Source organism: Dyella amyloliquefaciens, assembly GCF_004296575.1.
Taxonomy (GTDB): Bacteria; Pseudomonadota; Gammaproteobacteria; order Xanthomonadales; family Rhodanobacteraceae; genus Dyella; species Dyella amyloliquefaciens.
On the sequence record NZ_SAYT01000001.1, the window covers coordinates 484,637 to 498,539 of the forward strand.

General features: G+C 65.4%; 9 protein-coding genes. 4 read left to right on the forward strand and 5 right to left on the reverse strand.

Annotated elements, in window-relative coordinates:
- Positions 1-232: 232 nt before the first annotated feature.
- The 5 genes from EPB08_RS01940 to EPB08_RS01960 all read right to left on the reverse strand — a co-directional run bounded on the left by EPB08_RS01940 (position 233) and on the right by EPB08_RS01960 (position 8,251).
- Positions 233-3,283 carry a TonB-dependent receptor gene (locus tag EPB08_RS01940; RefSeq protein WP_229238180.1) on the reverse strand — a complete coding sequence of 1,017 codons (3,051 nt, stop codon included), beginning with the start codon at positions 3,281-3,283 and terminating at the stop codon, positions 233-235.
- Between the two features lie 867 nt (positions 3,284-4,150).
- On the reverse strand, positions 4,151-5,074 hold the full coding sequence (gene grxD / locus EPB08_RS01945) for a Grx4 family monothiol glutaredoxin (protein WP_130617370.1): 924 nt from the start codon (positions 5,072-5,074) through the stop codon (positions 4,151-4,153).
- Positions 5,075-5,161: 87 nt separating this feature from the next.
- Complete coding sequence (locus EPB08_RS01950) at positions 5,162-6,019, reverse strand: UDP-2,3-diacylglucosamine diphosphatase (RefSeq protein ID WP_130617371.1); 858 nt, start codon at positions 6,017-6,019, stop codon at positions 5,162-5,164.
- Between the two features lie 388 nt (positions 6,020-6,407).
- The gene (locus tag EPB08_RS01955; RefSeq protein WP_130617372.1) at positions 6,408-7,004 is read right to left on the reverse strand and encodes an SGNH/GDSL hydrolase family protein; all 597 of its coding nucleotides are present in this window, start codon (positions 7,002-7,004) and stop codon (positions 6,408-6,410) included.
- Positions 7,005-7,009: 5 nt separating this feature from the next.
- Entirely contained in the window at positions 7,010-8,251 is a 1,242-nt protein-coding gene (locus EPB08_RS01960; RefSeq protein ID WP_130617373.1) for an aminotransferase class I/II-fold pyridoxal phosphate-dependent enzyme, read from the reverse strand.
- A 139-nt stretch (positions 8,252-8,390) separates the two neighbouring features.
- On the opposite strand from EPB08_RS01960, the gene rsgA reads away from it, so the two are divergent.
- From rsgA to EPB08_RS01980, 4 genes are all read left to right on the forward strand, one after another.
- Positions 8,391-9,446 (forward strand): ribosome small subunit-dependent GTPase A, encoded by a 1,056-nt coding sequence (gene rsgA / locus EPB08_RS01965; protein ID WP_130617374.1) that lies wholly within the window; start codon positions 8,391-8,393, stop codon positions 9,444-9,446.
- Positions 9,447-9,519: 73 nt separating this feature from the next.
- Entirely contained in the window at positions 9,520-9,999 is a 480-nt protein-coding gene (locus tag EPB08_RS01970) for a hypothetical protein (RefSeq protein WP_130617375.1), read from the forward strand.
- Positions 9,996-11,267, forward strand: a complete 1,272-nt coding sequence (locus EPB08_RS01975) for a peptidase MATCAP family protein (protein WP_130617376.1) — start codon at positions 9,996-9,998, stop codon at positions 11,265-11,267. Before EPB08_RS01970 ends, EPB08_RS01975 begins: the two co-directional genes overlap by 4 nt.
- A gap of 162 nt (positions 11,268-11,429) precedes the next feature.
- Positions 11,430-13,721, forward strand: a complete 2,292-nt coding sequence (locus EPB08_RS01980) for an NADP-dependent malic enzyme (protein WP_130617377.1) — start codon at positions 11,430-11,432, stop codon at positions 13,719-13,721.
- The last annotated feature ends 182 nt before the right edge of the window (positions 13,722-13,903 follow it).

The following is a 13,903-nucleotide window of genomic DNA, read 5'->3' on the forward strand; positions in this document are numbered from 1 at the left end:
AGGGGGTGAAGCATCCGTCGGATTACCAAAGTGTCACTTGACCCGAAAAAAAGGGCGGCGAATCCCTCGCCGCCTGGTATGCCGGGAGCTGGCGCTAGCCAGGATCGATAACGGGAGGGTTAATGCGAGCCGTACTCCCGGGTAGCGTTACCTGAAGACTCCCCCGGGATGCGGGGGAGTGTTGATTGATAAGGAGTGGTCCTTCAGCTCCCTGTTGCGGGGAACGATGGCGTCAGAAGTCGTAGCTGACGCCGAATTGCACGTAGCGCGGGGTGGTGTAGTACAGCGGCACCTTGAACAGCGGGGACGCCTGGCCCGCACCCGACTCGGACGTGCCGTACAGCTCGGTGGCGCGCTGCTGGTCGAACAGGTTGTAGACCTGCACCGTGAAGGCGAGCTTGTGCTGAGCCCAATCCGGACGGTATTCGGCGTTCAGGCTGACCAGCTCCGTCCACGGCGTGCGGCCGGTGGAACCCGGGGCCGCCGGCGTGCCGTTGGGGCCACAGAAGTGGTACGAAGCCTGATAGTTATAGGGATCAGATTGCTCCGTTCCGAAGTAACCCAGGCAGACGATCGGCGTGCCGGACAGGATCTGCACATTGGCGCCCACCAGCCACTCCGGAGTCACCTGGTAGTAGCCATACGCCTTGATCTGGTGGCGGCGATCGTTGGCCTGGTCACCATTGGCGTAGGTCATCACGCCCTTGTTGTCCCAGTCCTCGGTTTGCGACACGTCTTCCTGGCCGATGTCCGAACGCACCGAGCCTTCGGTGTTGCCGTAGCTGTGCGACCACGTGTACATGATCTTGGCGTACCACTTGCCGTCGAACGGATGCTCGAGGTAAGTGTCCAGAGCCACGTACTTGCGCAGCAGCGAAGGCATGCCCAATGCCGACCACGGCACCACCATGGTGCCGTAGCCACCGGTGGTCAGCGGCACATTGATGTCGGCAGTGCGACCCGGGTTCATGATGTAACAGCCGGAGCCTTCTGCAGCGCCTTCATCGAAGCCTTGCGAGGCACCGACTGCGCCAAACGTCGGGTAGTCGCAGACGTCGTCAAGGTCGTTGCGCAGCACGCGGTACGTGCCTTTGGCGCCTGCGGTCCACTTCTCGCCGAACATCTCGAACGCCTTGTCCACGCCGGCGATGTACTCGTCCTGGTACTCGGCCTTCACGTTGCTGCTGGTGACTGTCTTCGGATCGGGCGGCTGGCCGTATTCCTTGTCGGCCGAAACGCCGGGATAGACATCCTGCGGAATCTGCGTGAGGCCCGTGGGCGCACCGGTGGCGGGATCGATGCCGGTATAAGTGAAGTACTGGCGGGTATAGATGCTGCCCGCCGCGCCGCGGATGGCCACGTTGGTGGGCTCGTCGAGGTAATAGCGGCCCGCGTTGCCATAGACCTTGAGCGAGGAGTCGCCATAGACGTCCCAGCTGGCACCCAGGCGCGGTGCCCAGTTGGGCTTGCCGAGGCGGATGTAGGGCACGCTGTCCGGGTTGTAGTTGGTGAACTGGTCGTTGCGCAGACCCAGCGAAAGCAGCACGCGATCGGTGACCTGCCACTGGTCCTCAATGAACTGCGCACGCTGCTTCACGTGTACGACCGCGGCGCCTGTGGTGTAGATGTACTTGTCCACGTAGTAACCATTGCCACCCGGAGCACCGACGCCGGCGCCGGCAGCCGTGCTGATGGGAAGGGTCGGATCGCCTTGGCCGTACTCCCACGAATAGCCCGGACCCGGCTCGATATTGCCGATGTCGTACGACGACACATTGAGGTTGTCGATGCCGGCGGTGATCGAGTGGCTGCCGATCTTGTAGTTGATGTCGAGACGATAGTTGGTCGTGTGGTCGTGTGCGTCGGGGTTCGCGACCGAGCCGGAGGTCTGCGGGCCCACGATGGGTACGCCGCCGTTGTAGTCCGGGTTCTGGTACTGCGAGTCGAGGATGCGCGACGCATCGCTGCCACTGGCGTTGCTGTAGCTGATCTGGTGCATCTTGCCGTACAGCGCATCGACGGTGAGGCTGTCGGTGATATAGCCGGTGTACTTGGCGATCCACACATCGGCGCCGTTCTTGGTTTCCGTGTCCGGACCGAGGTAGGAGCCCCAGCTGCCCTTGCTGTTGCCCGTACCGTAGTTGTAAGCGTAGGTGTTGCCGCTGTACTCGGTCTTGTTGGATGCGCCGGTCAACTCGAGGATGTTGTTGTCGGTGATGTTCCAGTCGATCTTGCCGTACCACTTCGGGTCGGAGTACGAGTAGGTCTTGGCCGTGCCGTTGGCCACCGTGCCCACGTTGATGCCGTTTTGCTGCTGATAGCCTTCGACCGCGCCGAACACGTACAGCTTGTCCTTGATCAGCGGGCCACCGAAATAGGCGTCGTACGTGTAGGTGGACTGGTTGTTGTTGTCCTGGCGATAGCGATACAGCTGCCCGTTGGTCAGGTAGTAGTTGTCGGGGTTGCTCTGCGCCCAGCTCGGCTGGAGCAGCACCTGCCCGCCGAAATGCCAGTCATTGGTGCCGCGCTTGCCGACCTGGTTGATCACGCCGCCGTCGGAACGGCCGTACGCCGCGCCGTAGCCGCCGGTGAGCACCTGCTCCTGGTCCACCGCGCCGTAAGGCAGGGTGAGGCCGCCGAAGTTGTGCAACGGATCGCTGGTGTTGAAACCGTTGATGTAATACGCGTTCTCGGCAATGGATGAGCCGCCGAACGTATTGAGCGTCTGGCCGGTGGAGCTGGTGAAGTAGCCGCTGCCCGTGTTGACGCCTGGAGCGAGCGTGGCGATGGCTTCAGCGGTGCGCTGCAAGGGCAGCTTGGCCAGCTGTTCGGAGGTGATCACCGTGCGCGAGTCGACCTGGCTGACGTCGATGGCCGGCAACGCGTTGGCCATCACGGTGACGGCGCCAAGGCTCTTGGCGTCCTCGGACGCGGCAGCCGCGAACGACACCTGCGTACCCGCGCCCACCACCAGTGTGATGTTCGTGCGCGTGTCGACGACGGCACCATCCTTCTTCAGGCTCACCTTGTAGGTGCCCAGCGGCAGGCTTCCGGCCGAGTAACGGCCGTTCGCATCGACCGGCACCTCGCGGTTCACGCCGCTGTCGCTCTGGATCAGCACCGTCTCGTTCGCTGCGGTCGGTGCGGAGCCGAAGATCGAGCCGGTCGAGCTCTGCGCGAAGACCGGACTCGCCAGGGCGACGCCGGCGGTCACCGCCAGTGCGAGCGCCGTGCGGCGCAGCGCCTGCCGGCGATTCATGGGTACAAATCTATGGTTGGACATGCTTTCCCCTTAACCAGGTGGTACGACTCAATGCGGGCTGGTCCGGTCGCGCGGGTGCACGCCACCGCAACCCGTGGCATGCACGGATTGGCTGACTGGCCCTTTCTCCCCAAAAAGACGCCCAGCCGACGGCTGGCGCCTGACGGAATGACTACGTAGTGGTTTCGCTGGCGATGCTCAGCGCGTTGGTGATCGCCGAGGCGATCCCGAGGTGACACGAGATGGGTAGATCACGATTCCACGGCATGACACACACCTTTTCCGAGAGGCCCGGAGCGACGTCGCGTTCCGGAGCCACCAAGCAAGCGCGATTTTCCGGACAAGCGAGCCCGTGCCATTTCGTTTGCGAAATAGCTGAATTCACTCGAAAAAATGGCACTCCCCGCACCGCCGCCGGATCGTCTTGTGAGGGTTACCCGGTGAGGCGCGGACAGACCTTACGCATAACTGACGGAGCTCACAATGGCCTTGATGCCTTGGCAGGTATCGCAGAAAAATGCCGATAAAAGCGCGCCCGTCGCGCGGCTCCGGTTCGGTAATTGAGCAATAAATTACGTATTTCGCCGCCCGTGACGGTAAAACCGCGAAACCATGCGATTTTTCCAAACCTTGGCGCGTTAACGTGCGGATCACGTCCAGACGATTCGTGATTTCTCACTGCAAAAAAATCACATACCTAAACGGTTGCTGAATTTTCCCGGCGCCGGCAGCGGGCCATGTCGAGGTAGGGCTGCGTGCCCGGGACGAGCGGTTCGTGCGTGTTGTCGCTGGCCAGCGGGCCGTTTGTGTTCAATGCGACGTTGACGCAAAGAAAAAGGCGCCCACCGAAGTGGGCGCCTTTTCAATCAGCGCGACCAGCAAGCGTTATCAGTACTGCGGCACCGACGGGTCGATGTCACGCGACCACGCGTCCATGCCACCCTCGACGTTGTAGACCTTGGTAAAGCCATGGGCCGCAAAGCGCTCGGCGACGCCGCGGCTGGACACGCCGTGGTGGCAGATGAAAGCGATCGCGGTGTCCTTGGGCAGGGCGGCCAGCGTTTCGTAGCCTTCCTCTTCCAGCACGCGGGCCTGCGCCAGCGGCGCCGCCTGGGCGCGGCCCTGGGCCGGACGCACGTCGACGAGGGTGAGATCGCCGGCGGCGAGGCGGGCCTTGAGCTCCTGCACGGTCAGGGAGCCGATCTCCTGGGCGCCCGGGAACTTCAGGCTGAGGCCTTCGCCCTGCACGGTGGAGACCCAGTCGATCACGATGCCCTTGGCGCGCTGGGCGCTACCCGGGTCGAAATGCACTTCGATGCCGTTGGAGGTGACCACGATGTCGTGGTCGCCGGCCGGGGCAAGCTGGAAGCCAGCGCTGTGGTCCGGGCCGATTTCCAGGTGCAGGGCGAGGCCCTGCGCATTGGTGGTGCCCTGGCGGATGGCCTCGGCGGCTTTGTCGGTGATGGTGATTTCCGGCGGGGTGCGATCCGGCGCGGAGGCACCGAACAGCTGGTGCAGCTCGCCGCTGGCGTACATCTGGCGAATGATGTCGGCGCCGCCGACCAGTTCGCCGCCCACATAGAGCTGCGGAATCGTCGGCCAGTCGCCGTAAGCCTTGATGCCCTCGCGGATTTCCGGGTCTTCCAGCACGTTGACCGTGTGGTAATCCGGCAGCAGCTCGTTGAGCGTGTTGGTGGCCGCGGCGGAGAAGCCGCACATCGGCTGGTTACGGGTGCCCTTCATGAACAGCACCACGCGGTGGCTCTGCAGCAGGGATTCGATACGTTCGCGGGTGGCGCTGTCGAGGGACATGGATGACTCCGGCAAAGAGGGCAAATTGTAGCCCCCTTGATATGCCGACGCCCGCCGCGCCTTCAAGGTGCGACAGCGGGTTCCCGATCAGGCGGCAGGGCGCAGCTCCCCGAGATCCAGCCGGCTGCGGGTCAACGGGGCCAGCGCCAGCGCAGCGGCGGGCGAGGGCAGCACCAGTTCGCGGCTGGCCCGGCCCAGCGGGGCGTGCTGCTCGCTCCAGTGGATCAGCTCCATGGCGCCCGTATGGTCTTCCACCAGCGCCGTGCAGTGCTCCACCCAGTCCCCGTCATTGAGATACAGCACGCCATCCATCTCGCGTACGTGGCCGAAGTGGATGTGGCCGCAGATATGGCCGTCGAAGCCGCGCTCGCGGGCGTCGCCGGCCACGCGCTCCTCGTAGGCGCGGATGTACGCCAGCGCCTTGCCGATATGCGACTTCACGATGATGGACAGGGGCAGGTAGGGCAGTTCCAGGCGGCGGCGCATCGCGTGGACGCGACGGTTGGTCCAGCAGATGAAGCGATGCATCACTTCCCCCAGGTGCACCATCCATGTGCGCCCGACGTGCTCCGGATCGAATTCGTCGCCATGGCTGACGCGGTAGCGGCGCCCATCGGCCCCCTCGTGTACTGCGTCCAGCTCGATCTTCACGCCACCGAGGGTCTGGCCGGCGAGACCGCGCATCGGCGCGTCATGGTTGCCGGGGATGTAGATGACTTCGACACCGCGCTGGGCGAGGTCGAGCACCTCGGCGACGACTGCGCCGTGGTCGGCGTGCCACCAGGTACGGCGGGCCAGCGACTCCATGTCGACGATATCGCCCACGAGGTACAACTTCTCGCAGCGCAGCTTGCGCAGGAAATCGAGCAGATAGCTGGCCTTGCAGTCAGGCGTGCCCAGATGCACGTCGGAGATGAAGGCGCTGCGGCAGTGGAAGGTCGCCATGGCAGTCTCTCCCGGTGGTTACCGGGATGTCAGGATGCCGCCGGCAGGTCACCGCACGATGGCGGAATGGTTGCAGAAGCGTTGCGGCGCTTGAGCTTGGGGCGTGCAGTCTGCCGGGGGATGACGAACTGAGGCGCGATCAGCACCGTGAACCCTTCTCCCTTCGGGAGAAGGTGGCAGCAGCCGGATGAGGGTGCGGTCGGAGCGCGGAGTAATGGGCGCTCAGGTAACACCGAACCCTCTCCCCAANGCGCGATCAGCACCGTGAACCCTTCTCCCTCCGGGAGAAGGTGGCGGCAGCCGGATGAGGGTGCGGTCGGAGCGCGGGGTAATGGGCGCTCAGGTAACACCGAACCCTCTCCCCAATCCCTCTCCCGGGGGAGAGGGGCTATATGGCAAGCATGCGGCGCGCGACGGGCAGCGCCGCCTCCATCCACAGCGTGTACTGCGCTGCAGACGGATGCAGTCCGTCCTCGGCGAGCAGCGCCGGGTGCTGGCGGGAAATGCCCGTGATATCGACCCAGTACGCACCGGTCGCGTTGACCTCGTCGGCGGCGATGGCGTTATAGACGTCCAAATCGCGAGCGATCTGGGCGATGTCGCGTCCACTCGCCTGGGCGAACGGTGTCACGCCCCAATCGGGAATCGACAGTACCAGCACGCGACCCGGTCGCCCGCCGGCCAGGTCAGCCGAACGTCCAAGCATGCGCCGGAATTCCTCCCGATAATCGTCCGCGCTGCGCCCGCGGTACTGATTGTTCACCCCGATCAGCAGGCTGACCAGGTCGTAGGGCGGCGCGAAGGCCGTAACGTCCATGGCCGCGGACAGCTCGTCCGTGGTCCAGCCCGTCGTGGCGACGATCAGCGGATCGTCCAGCGCGATGCCTTCGCCACGCAGTCGGGTGGCCAGCTGGACCGGCCAGCGTCCGGCCTCGGGCACGCCCTCGCCGATCGAGTACGAGTCGCCCAGCGCGAGATAGCGCATGGCGCTCAGGCCACGGCGGCGCGCGGTTTCTGCACGGCGGCCATGCCGGCCAGCACGCGCTCGATGCGCACGAATACCTCGCGGATCTGCTCCGGCTGCGGCAGCAGGGTCAGGCGCAGGTGGCGGCTGTGCGGCACGTTGAAGCTGCTGCCGGGCACCACCAGCACCGACTCCTCTTCCAGCAGGCGCAACGCAAACGCGTTGTCGTCGAAGTCGGCAAGGCGGTCGGCGCGCACGCGCGGGAACGCATACAGCGCGCCGGCGGGCGCCACGATGTCGAGGAACTGGCTGGCGGCGACGCCTTCCAGCGCCGCGCGGCGTGCCTCGTGCAGGCGGCCGCCCTCGGCGGTCAGCGTCTGGATGGTCGGCGCGCTCTGCAGCGCCGGGCGCACGGCCCACTGTGCGGTGACGTTCGCACACAGGCGCAGCGCGGCCAGCAATTGCAGCGCATCGCGGTAATCGGCGGTTTTCGACGGATCGCCAGAAAGGCTCATCCAGCCCACGCGGTAGCCGCAGGCGCGGTGCACCTTGCTCAGGCCGCCGAAGCTGACGCAGGGCAGGTCGCCCGCCACGGCGGCGAGCGGCTGGAACGGGGTGCCGTCGTAGAGGATTTCGTCGTAGATCTCGTCGCTCAACAGGAGCAGGCGGTGCTTCGCTGCGATGGCGACGATGCGCTCCAGCAGCTCGCGCGGATACACAGCGCCGGTCGGGTTGTTTGGATTGATCAGCACCAGGGCGCGCGTGCGCGGCGTCACCAGCGACTCGATCTCGTCCGGATCGGGCAGGTGGCCGTGCTCGGCGAGGCAGCGGTAGTAGCGCGGCTTGCCGTCGTTGAGGATGGTGGCGGCGCTCCACAGCGGATAGTCCGGGCTGGGCAGCAGCACCTCGTCGCCCGGCTGCAGCAGGGCGCGCAGGCTCAGGTCGATCAGTTCGCTGACGCCATTGCCGACGAAGATCCGTTCCACGTCCACGCCCTGGGCACCGCGGTGGCGCTGCTGGGCGGCGATGGCCTCGCGGGCCTCTTCCAGGCCCTGCTCGTGGCCATAGGCCTCGCTGTCCTGCAGATGGCGTGCAATGGCCTCGCGCAGGTGCGCGGGGGTCTCGAAGCCGTAGCGACCGGGATTGCCGATGTTGAGCTTGATGATCGGGAGGCCGGCAGCCTCGAGCTCACGCGATCGCCGGGTCAGTGCGCCACGGATTTCATAGCGCACATCCGCCAGGTGCGCACTGGGTTTGATCGAGGCCAACGCGAGCGTCCTTCGTTATAGGTGTTGTTGCGGCGCAAGAAAGTTGCCGCTTTCCGCATCCTAGCAGCGTCCAGACGCTGGATGGGAGGCAGGATTGGCCTCATTTCGGGCTTTTTCGAGGCAAGGCATAATCGGCCCCATGACGGATGCCCAAATCATCGAACGACTGCACCGTATCGGCTGGCGTGGCGACGCGCTGCCCCCCGAGGGGAGGCAGCTTGCGCGTGTCGTGGCGCAACATCGTGCGGGCTACGAACTGCACGACGGCGAGCACCTGTTCGGGGCCCAGCCGGCGGGCCATTTCCTCAAGCGCAGCCTGGATCCGGCCGAACGTCCGGCGGTGGGGGATTTCGTCGAGATCGAGCCGGGCAAGCCGCCGCATATCGTCAAGGTGCAGCCGCGTCGCACGGTGCTCTCGCGCGCCGCTGCCGGCGAGCGCTACGAGCGGCAGCTGATCGCCACCAATATCGACTATGTCCTGGTGCTCACCGGTCTCGACGGCGATTTCAATCCGTCGCGCATCGAGCGCTACCTGTCGCTTACCGAGGGTTCCGGCGCGCAGCCGGTCGTGCTGCTCAGCAAGCTCGACACCCGTAATGATGCCGTCGAGCTGCTTGCCGCGCTGCGCGAGCGGCTGCCGGCGGGCACGCCCATTCATGCGATCAACGGCAAGGATCCGGCCAGCGCGACGCTGCTGCTGCCGTATCTGCAGCTGGGCGACAGCGCCGTACTGGTGGGGTCGTCAGGCGCGGGCAAGTCCACGCTCACCAACACCTTGCTGGGCACCGAGAGGATGGCGACCAGCGCGGTGCGCGACCACGACAGCCGCGGGCGCCACACCACGACGTACCGCGCGCTGCTGCAGTTGCCCAGCGGCGGTTGCCTGATCGATACGCCAGGCATGCGCGAGCTCAAGCTGACCGGCGAGGAGAACCTCGACCTGTTCGCCGACATCGACGCGCTGGCCGAACAGTGCCGCTTCGCCGATTGCGGGCACGGCAGTGAACCGGGTTGCGCGGTGCAGGCGGCGCTGGACAGCGGCGACCTGTCGGCCGAGCGCTGGCGCAACTACCTGAAGCTGCGGGACGAGCGCGAAGAGCAGGCTTCCACGCTCGAAGCGAAACTGCGCCGGCAGCGCGGTGGCCGGCCGGCAGCGCGGCCGCACGGCCACAAGCATTCGCGCGACCGCGAATAACTGACCGCTCCGGTTTTGCTGCGTCGACGCCCGAAAGCACTACTATCGGGCGATCGATACACGGGGAGCGGGCATGCAGCGGCTTTCGTCGCCTTCCACCTTTTTCTACAAGCGGGTGTTTCCCGTGTTCTGGTTCGGCTTTCTATCGCTGGTGCTCGCAGCAGGCCTGTTCGGCACCGTGCTTGCGCATCAGCGCGATCTCTGGCCCATGCTGGTGGCGCCGATTTTCATGATGGTTATCGGCATAGTGCTGTTCAGGGCCTTGCTGTTCGACCTGGTCGACGAGGTCTGGCTGGAAGGTAACCAGCTGGTGGTGAAGCAGAAGGGCGAACCCTCGCGGATCGATCTCGCCAATGTCATCAACGTCGATTCGTCGACCATGACCAACCCGCCGCGCATCACGCTGATGCTTCGCACCGAATCCTCGCGCCTGGGCAAGTCCGTGGCCTTCATACCTGCAGGGTCGCGTGGCCTGTTCGCCGCATTCAGGCCCAACCCCATCGCCACTGACCTGATCCAGCGCATCGATGCCTTGCGCGGGAGGCCGGCATGAGTGCGACCACCAGCGTTCCGCCTTCCTTGCAGCGCTACGCCGACCTCGACCAGCGCCTGCTTGCCGCGGTGAAGGGCATCCGCATCCTGTCCTCGGTGGCGTGGCCCGCCTCGCTGGAAGACCGCATGATCGCGGCCTACGCGAAGGGGCAGTTCAGCCTTCCCGAGGTGAGCTACCAGGCGCCGGATTTTTCCGCCGAGCGCGCGGAACTGGCGGCTATCGAACGCGAAGCCGGCTATGACGATCCGATGGGCGAATACCTGTGCCGTACGGCCGAGTCCTGGCGTATCGCGGCGGAAATGCTCGAGGCGGTGGGCACCAAGAACGTGACCGCGCCGTCCATCGTGCTCTATGGACGTCCGGGCGACGTGATTCCCGGCAGCGACCGCAGCAATCTGGATGCGGCGCGCTATTTCGTCGAGCTCGCAGACGAGCTGGGTTCGGAAATGATCGCCGACGACGAGATCGTGAACCTCAGCGCCGAGCAGCTGCGCGCCGACCTCACGAAGGCGCTCGACGACTTCTTCGGCGAGCCGATCATTTCAGTGGAAGTGGATCCGGAACTCACCGCCAAGGCCGCGGCAGGAGCCACTCGCATCCGTCTTCGCGGAGGCACCCGCTTCAGCGAGTACGACCGTCACCAGTTGCTGGCGCACGAGGCGCTGGTGCATTCGCTCACCGCGCTCAACGGGCGCGCGCAGCCGGTGCTGGCATCGCTGGCGCGTACCTCGCCGCGCGTCACGGCCACGCAGGAAGGCTTGGCGGTGTTTGCCGAGCTGATCTCCGGTGCGATCGACATCTCGCGTTTGAAACGAATCAGCCTGCGCATCCTGGCCATCGACATGGCGCTCAGCGGCGCGGACTTCGTCGAGGTCTACCAGTTCTTCAGCAACTGCGGGCAGAGTCCGGCCGACAGCTTCCATTCCGCGCAGCGCGTGTTCCGTGGCGTCCCGCTCACCGGTGGCGCAGCCTTCGCCAAGGACAACGTCTACCTGTCGGGCCTGCTCACCGTGCACACGTTCTTCCGCTGGGCGCTGAAGCAGCGGCGCATGGACATGCTGCGTCATTTGTTCGCGGGCAAGCTCGCCCTGCATGACGTGATCAGCCTGCAGCCGTACTTCGAGTCCGGGGCCATCGCGCCGCCGCGCTGGCTGCCTCCATGGATGCAGCACGTGCACGGACTGGCCGGCAAGCTGGCGTTTTCGCTGTTCGTCAACCGCATCCACATGGGCAAGGTGCAGGCCGAGACGCTGTCGCTCAGCTTGTAGCAAGCTATCCGTCACGCACGAAAGTCCATGATTTCAGGGCTGTGACGGCCCCATACGTGACCGGATCGCTGCATTGCTCCATGGGGCCGGGCCCCACGGGTGATACCATGACTGCCTGCCGCCATGGCGGCCCCAACTCCCCCTTATCGATCAACACATCCCATGTCCCTTCCCGAAGATCTGCGCAACGCTGCTCTCGAGTACCACCGCTTTCCGCGTCCCGGCAAGATCAAGGTTTCCGCCACCAAGCCCATGGTGACGCAGCGCGACCTCGCGCTGGCCTATTCGCCCGGCGTCGCCTACGCGTGCGAAGCCATCGTGGAAGACCCCAAGGTCGCCAGCGAAGTCACCGCACGCGGCAACCTGGTGGCGGTGATCACCAATGGCACCGCGGTGCTCGGCCTCGGCGACATCGGCCCGCTGGCCGGCAAGCCGGTGATGGAAGGCAAGGGCGTGCTGTTCCAGAAGTTCGCCGGCATCGATGTGTTCGACATCGAGATCAATGAGCGCGACCCGGACAAACTAGTCGACATCATCGCCTCGCTGGAGCCGACCTTCGGCGGCATCAACCTCGAGGACATCAAGGCGCCGGAGTGCTTCATCGTCGAGCGCAAGCTGCGCGAGCGCATGAAGATCCCCGTGTTCCACGACGACCAGCACGGCACCGCGATCATCGTCGGCGCGGCCATCGTCAACGCGCTCGAAGTGGTCGGCAAGAAGATCGAAGACGTGAAGCTCGCCACCACCGGCGTGGGCGCCGCGGGCATTGCCTGCCTGGACATGCTGGTGGCGCTGGGCCTCAAGCCCGAGCACATCCTCGCGTTCGATCGCGAAGGCGTGCTGTACACCGGCCGCGACCAGATGGATCCGGACAAGCAGCGTTACGCGCGCGATACCGACAAGCGCACGCTTGCCGAGATCGTGGAAGGCGTGGATGTGTTCCTCGGCCTGTCGGCCGGCGGCATCCTCAAGCCCGAGATGGTCGCCACCATGGCGGACAAGCCGATCATCCTCGCGCTGGCCAACCCCAATCCCGAGATCAGCCCGGAAGACGCCAAGAAGGTGCGCCCGGACTGCATCATCGCCACCGGCCGTTCGGACTACCCGAACCAGGTCAACAACGCGCTGTGCTTCCCGTACATCTTCCGCGGTGCGCTCGACGTGGGCGCCACGGTCATCAACGAAGCGATGAAGACGGCCTGCGTGCGCGCCATCGCCGAACTGGCCCGCATGGAAGCCGGCGACCTTGCCAGCGCCTACGGCGGCGATGTGCCGACCTTCGGCCCGGAATACCTGATTCCCCGTCCGTTCGACCCGCGCCTGCTGGTGATGCTGGCGCCGGCCGTGGCGCAGGCGGCGATGGATTCGGGCGTGGCCGCGCGTCCCATCGTGGACATGGACGCCTACAAGGAAAAGCTCGGCCAGTTCATCTACCGCACGGGCCTGCTGATGAAGCCGGTGTACGAGCGCGCACGCGCGGACACCAAGCGTGTGGTCTACGCCGAAGGCGAGGAAGAGACCGTGCTGCGCGCCGTGCAGACGGTGATCGATGAGCGCCTCGCGTTCCCGGTCCTGATCGGCCGCCCCGACGTGATCGAGACGCGCATCCAGCGCCTGGGCCTGCGCATGCGCCAAGGCGTCGATTTCGAACTCACCAACATCAACGACGATCCGCGTTTCAACGAGTACTGGCAGCAGTACCACGCGCTCACCGAGCGTCGTGGCGTGAGCCCGGCGGCGGCGAAGAACCTGATGCGTTCGCGTCCCACGCTCATCGCCTCGATGATGGTCGAGCGCGGCGAAGCCGACGCGATGATCTGCGGCCTGGTCGGTCGTTTCCACAAGAAGCTCGGCTACCTGCGCAGCGTGTTCGGGCTGGATCCGGGCGTGTCCTGCACCTCGGCGATGACCGGCGTGATCAACGACCAGGGTGCGTGGTTCTTCCTCGACACCCACGTGCAGTGCGACCCGACCGCCGAGCAGATCGCCGAAGCCACGCTGCAGGCCAGCTACCGCCTGAAGCTGTTCGGCATCGAGCCGAAGATCGCGCTGCTGTCGCACTCCAACTTCGGCAGCCACGAGAACGCCAGTGCAGCCAAGATGCGCAAGGTGCGCGAGATCCTGGTGCAGCGTGGCCCGAAGCTGGACATGGACGGCGAGATGCAGGCCGACACCGCGTGGGACGAGGCGCTGCGCCTGCGCATGTTCCCCAACACCACGCTGAGCGGCCGCGCGAACCTGTTCGTGATGCCGAACCTCGATGCGGCCAACATCACCTACAACATGGTGCGCGTGATGACCGATGGCGTGGCCATCGGCCCGATCCTGATGGGCATCAACAAGCCCGCGCACATCCTCACGCCGGCTTCGACGGCCCGCCGTGTGGTGAACATGACGGCGATTGCCGCCGTCGACGCGCAGATCCGCCACGCGCAGAGCGAGCGTCGCAGCTGAGCTGACGACGCAGCTTGAGCGAACGAAACGGGGCCCTGGTGGCCCCGTTTTTGTTGCGGAAGGGCCCGGTTTTTTGCCGTGGGGGCATCCCCGGTCCGCCCCTGCCAAAACGCGGGTTGCATACCACTTTGGCGATTGCCGCCAGAATCAATGCCCTCCATCCCATTCGCCCCCGTACTGTC

What these genes read in the sequence shown, in the direction of transcription:
- grxD (WP_130617370.1), bottom strand. Translation starts at nt 5,074, where the DNA reads ATGTCCCTCGACAGCGCCACCCGCGAACGTATCGAATCCCTGCTGCAG.
- EPB08_RS01975 (WP_130617376.1), top strand. Translation starts at nt 9,996, where the DNA reads ATGAGTGCGACCACCAGCGTTCCGCCTTCCTTGCAGCGCTACGCCGAC.
- rsgA (WP_130617374.1), top strand. Translation starts at nt 8,391, where the DNA reads ATGACGGATGCCCAAATCATCGAACGACTGCACCGTATCGGCTGGCGT.
- EPB08_RS01980 (WP_130617377.1), top strand. Translation starts at nt 11,430, where the DNA reads ATGTCCCTTCCCGAAGATCTGCGCAACGCTGCTCTCGAGTACCACCGC.
- EPB08_RS01940 (WP_229238180.1), bottom strand. Translation starts at nt 3,283, where the DNA reads ATGTCCAACCATAGATTTGTACCCATGAATCGCCGGCAGGCGCTGCGC.
- EPB08_RS01955 (WP_130617372.1), bottom strand. Translation starts at nt 7,004, where the DNA reads ATGCGCTATCTCGCGCTGGGCGACTCGTACTCGATCGGCGAGGGCGTG.
- EPB08_RS01950 (WP_130617371.1), bottom strand. Translation starts at nt 6,019, where the DNA reads ATGGCGACCTTCCACTGCCGCAGCGCCTTCATCTCCGACGTGCATCTG.
- EPB08_RS01970 (WP_130617375.1), top strand. Translation starts at nt 9,520, where the DNA reads ATGCAGCGGCTTTCGTCGCCTTCCACCTTTTTCTACAAGCGGGTGTTT.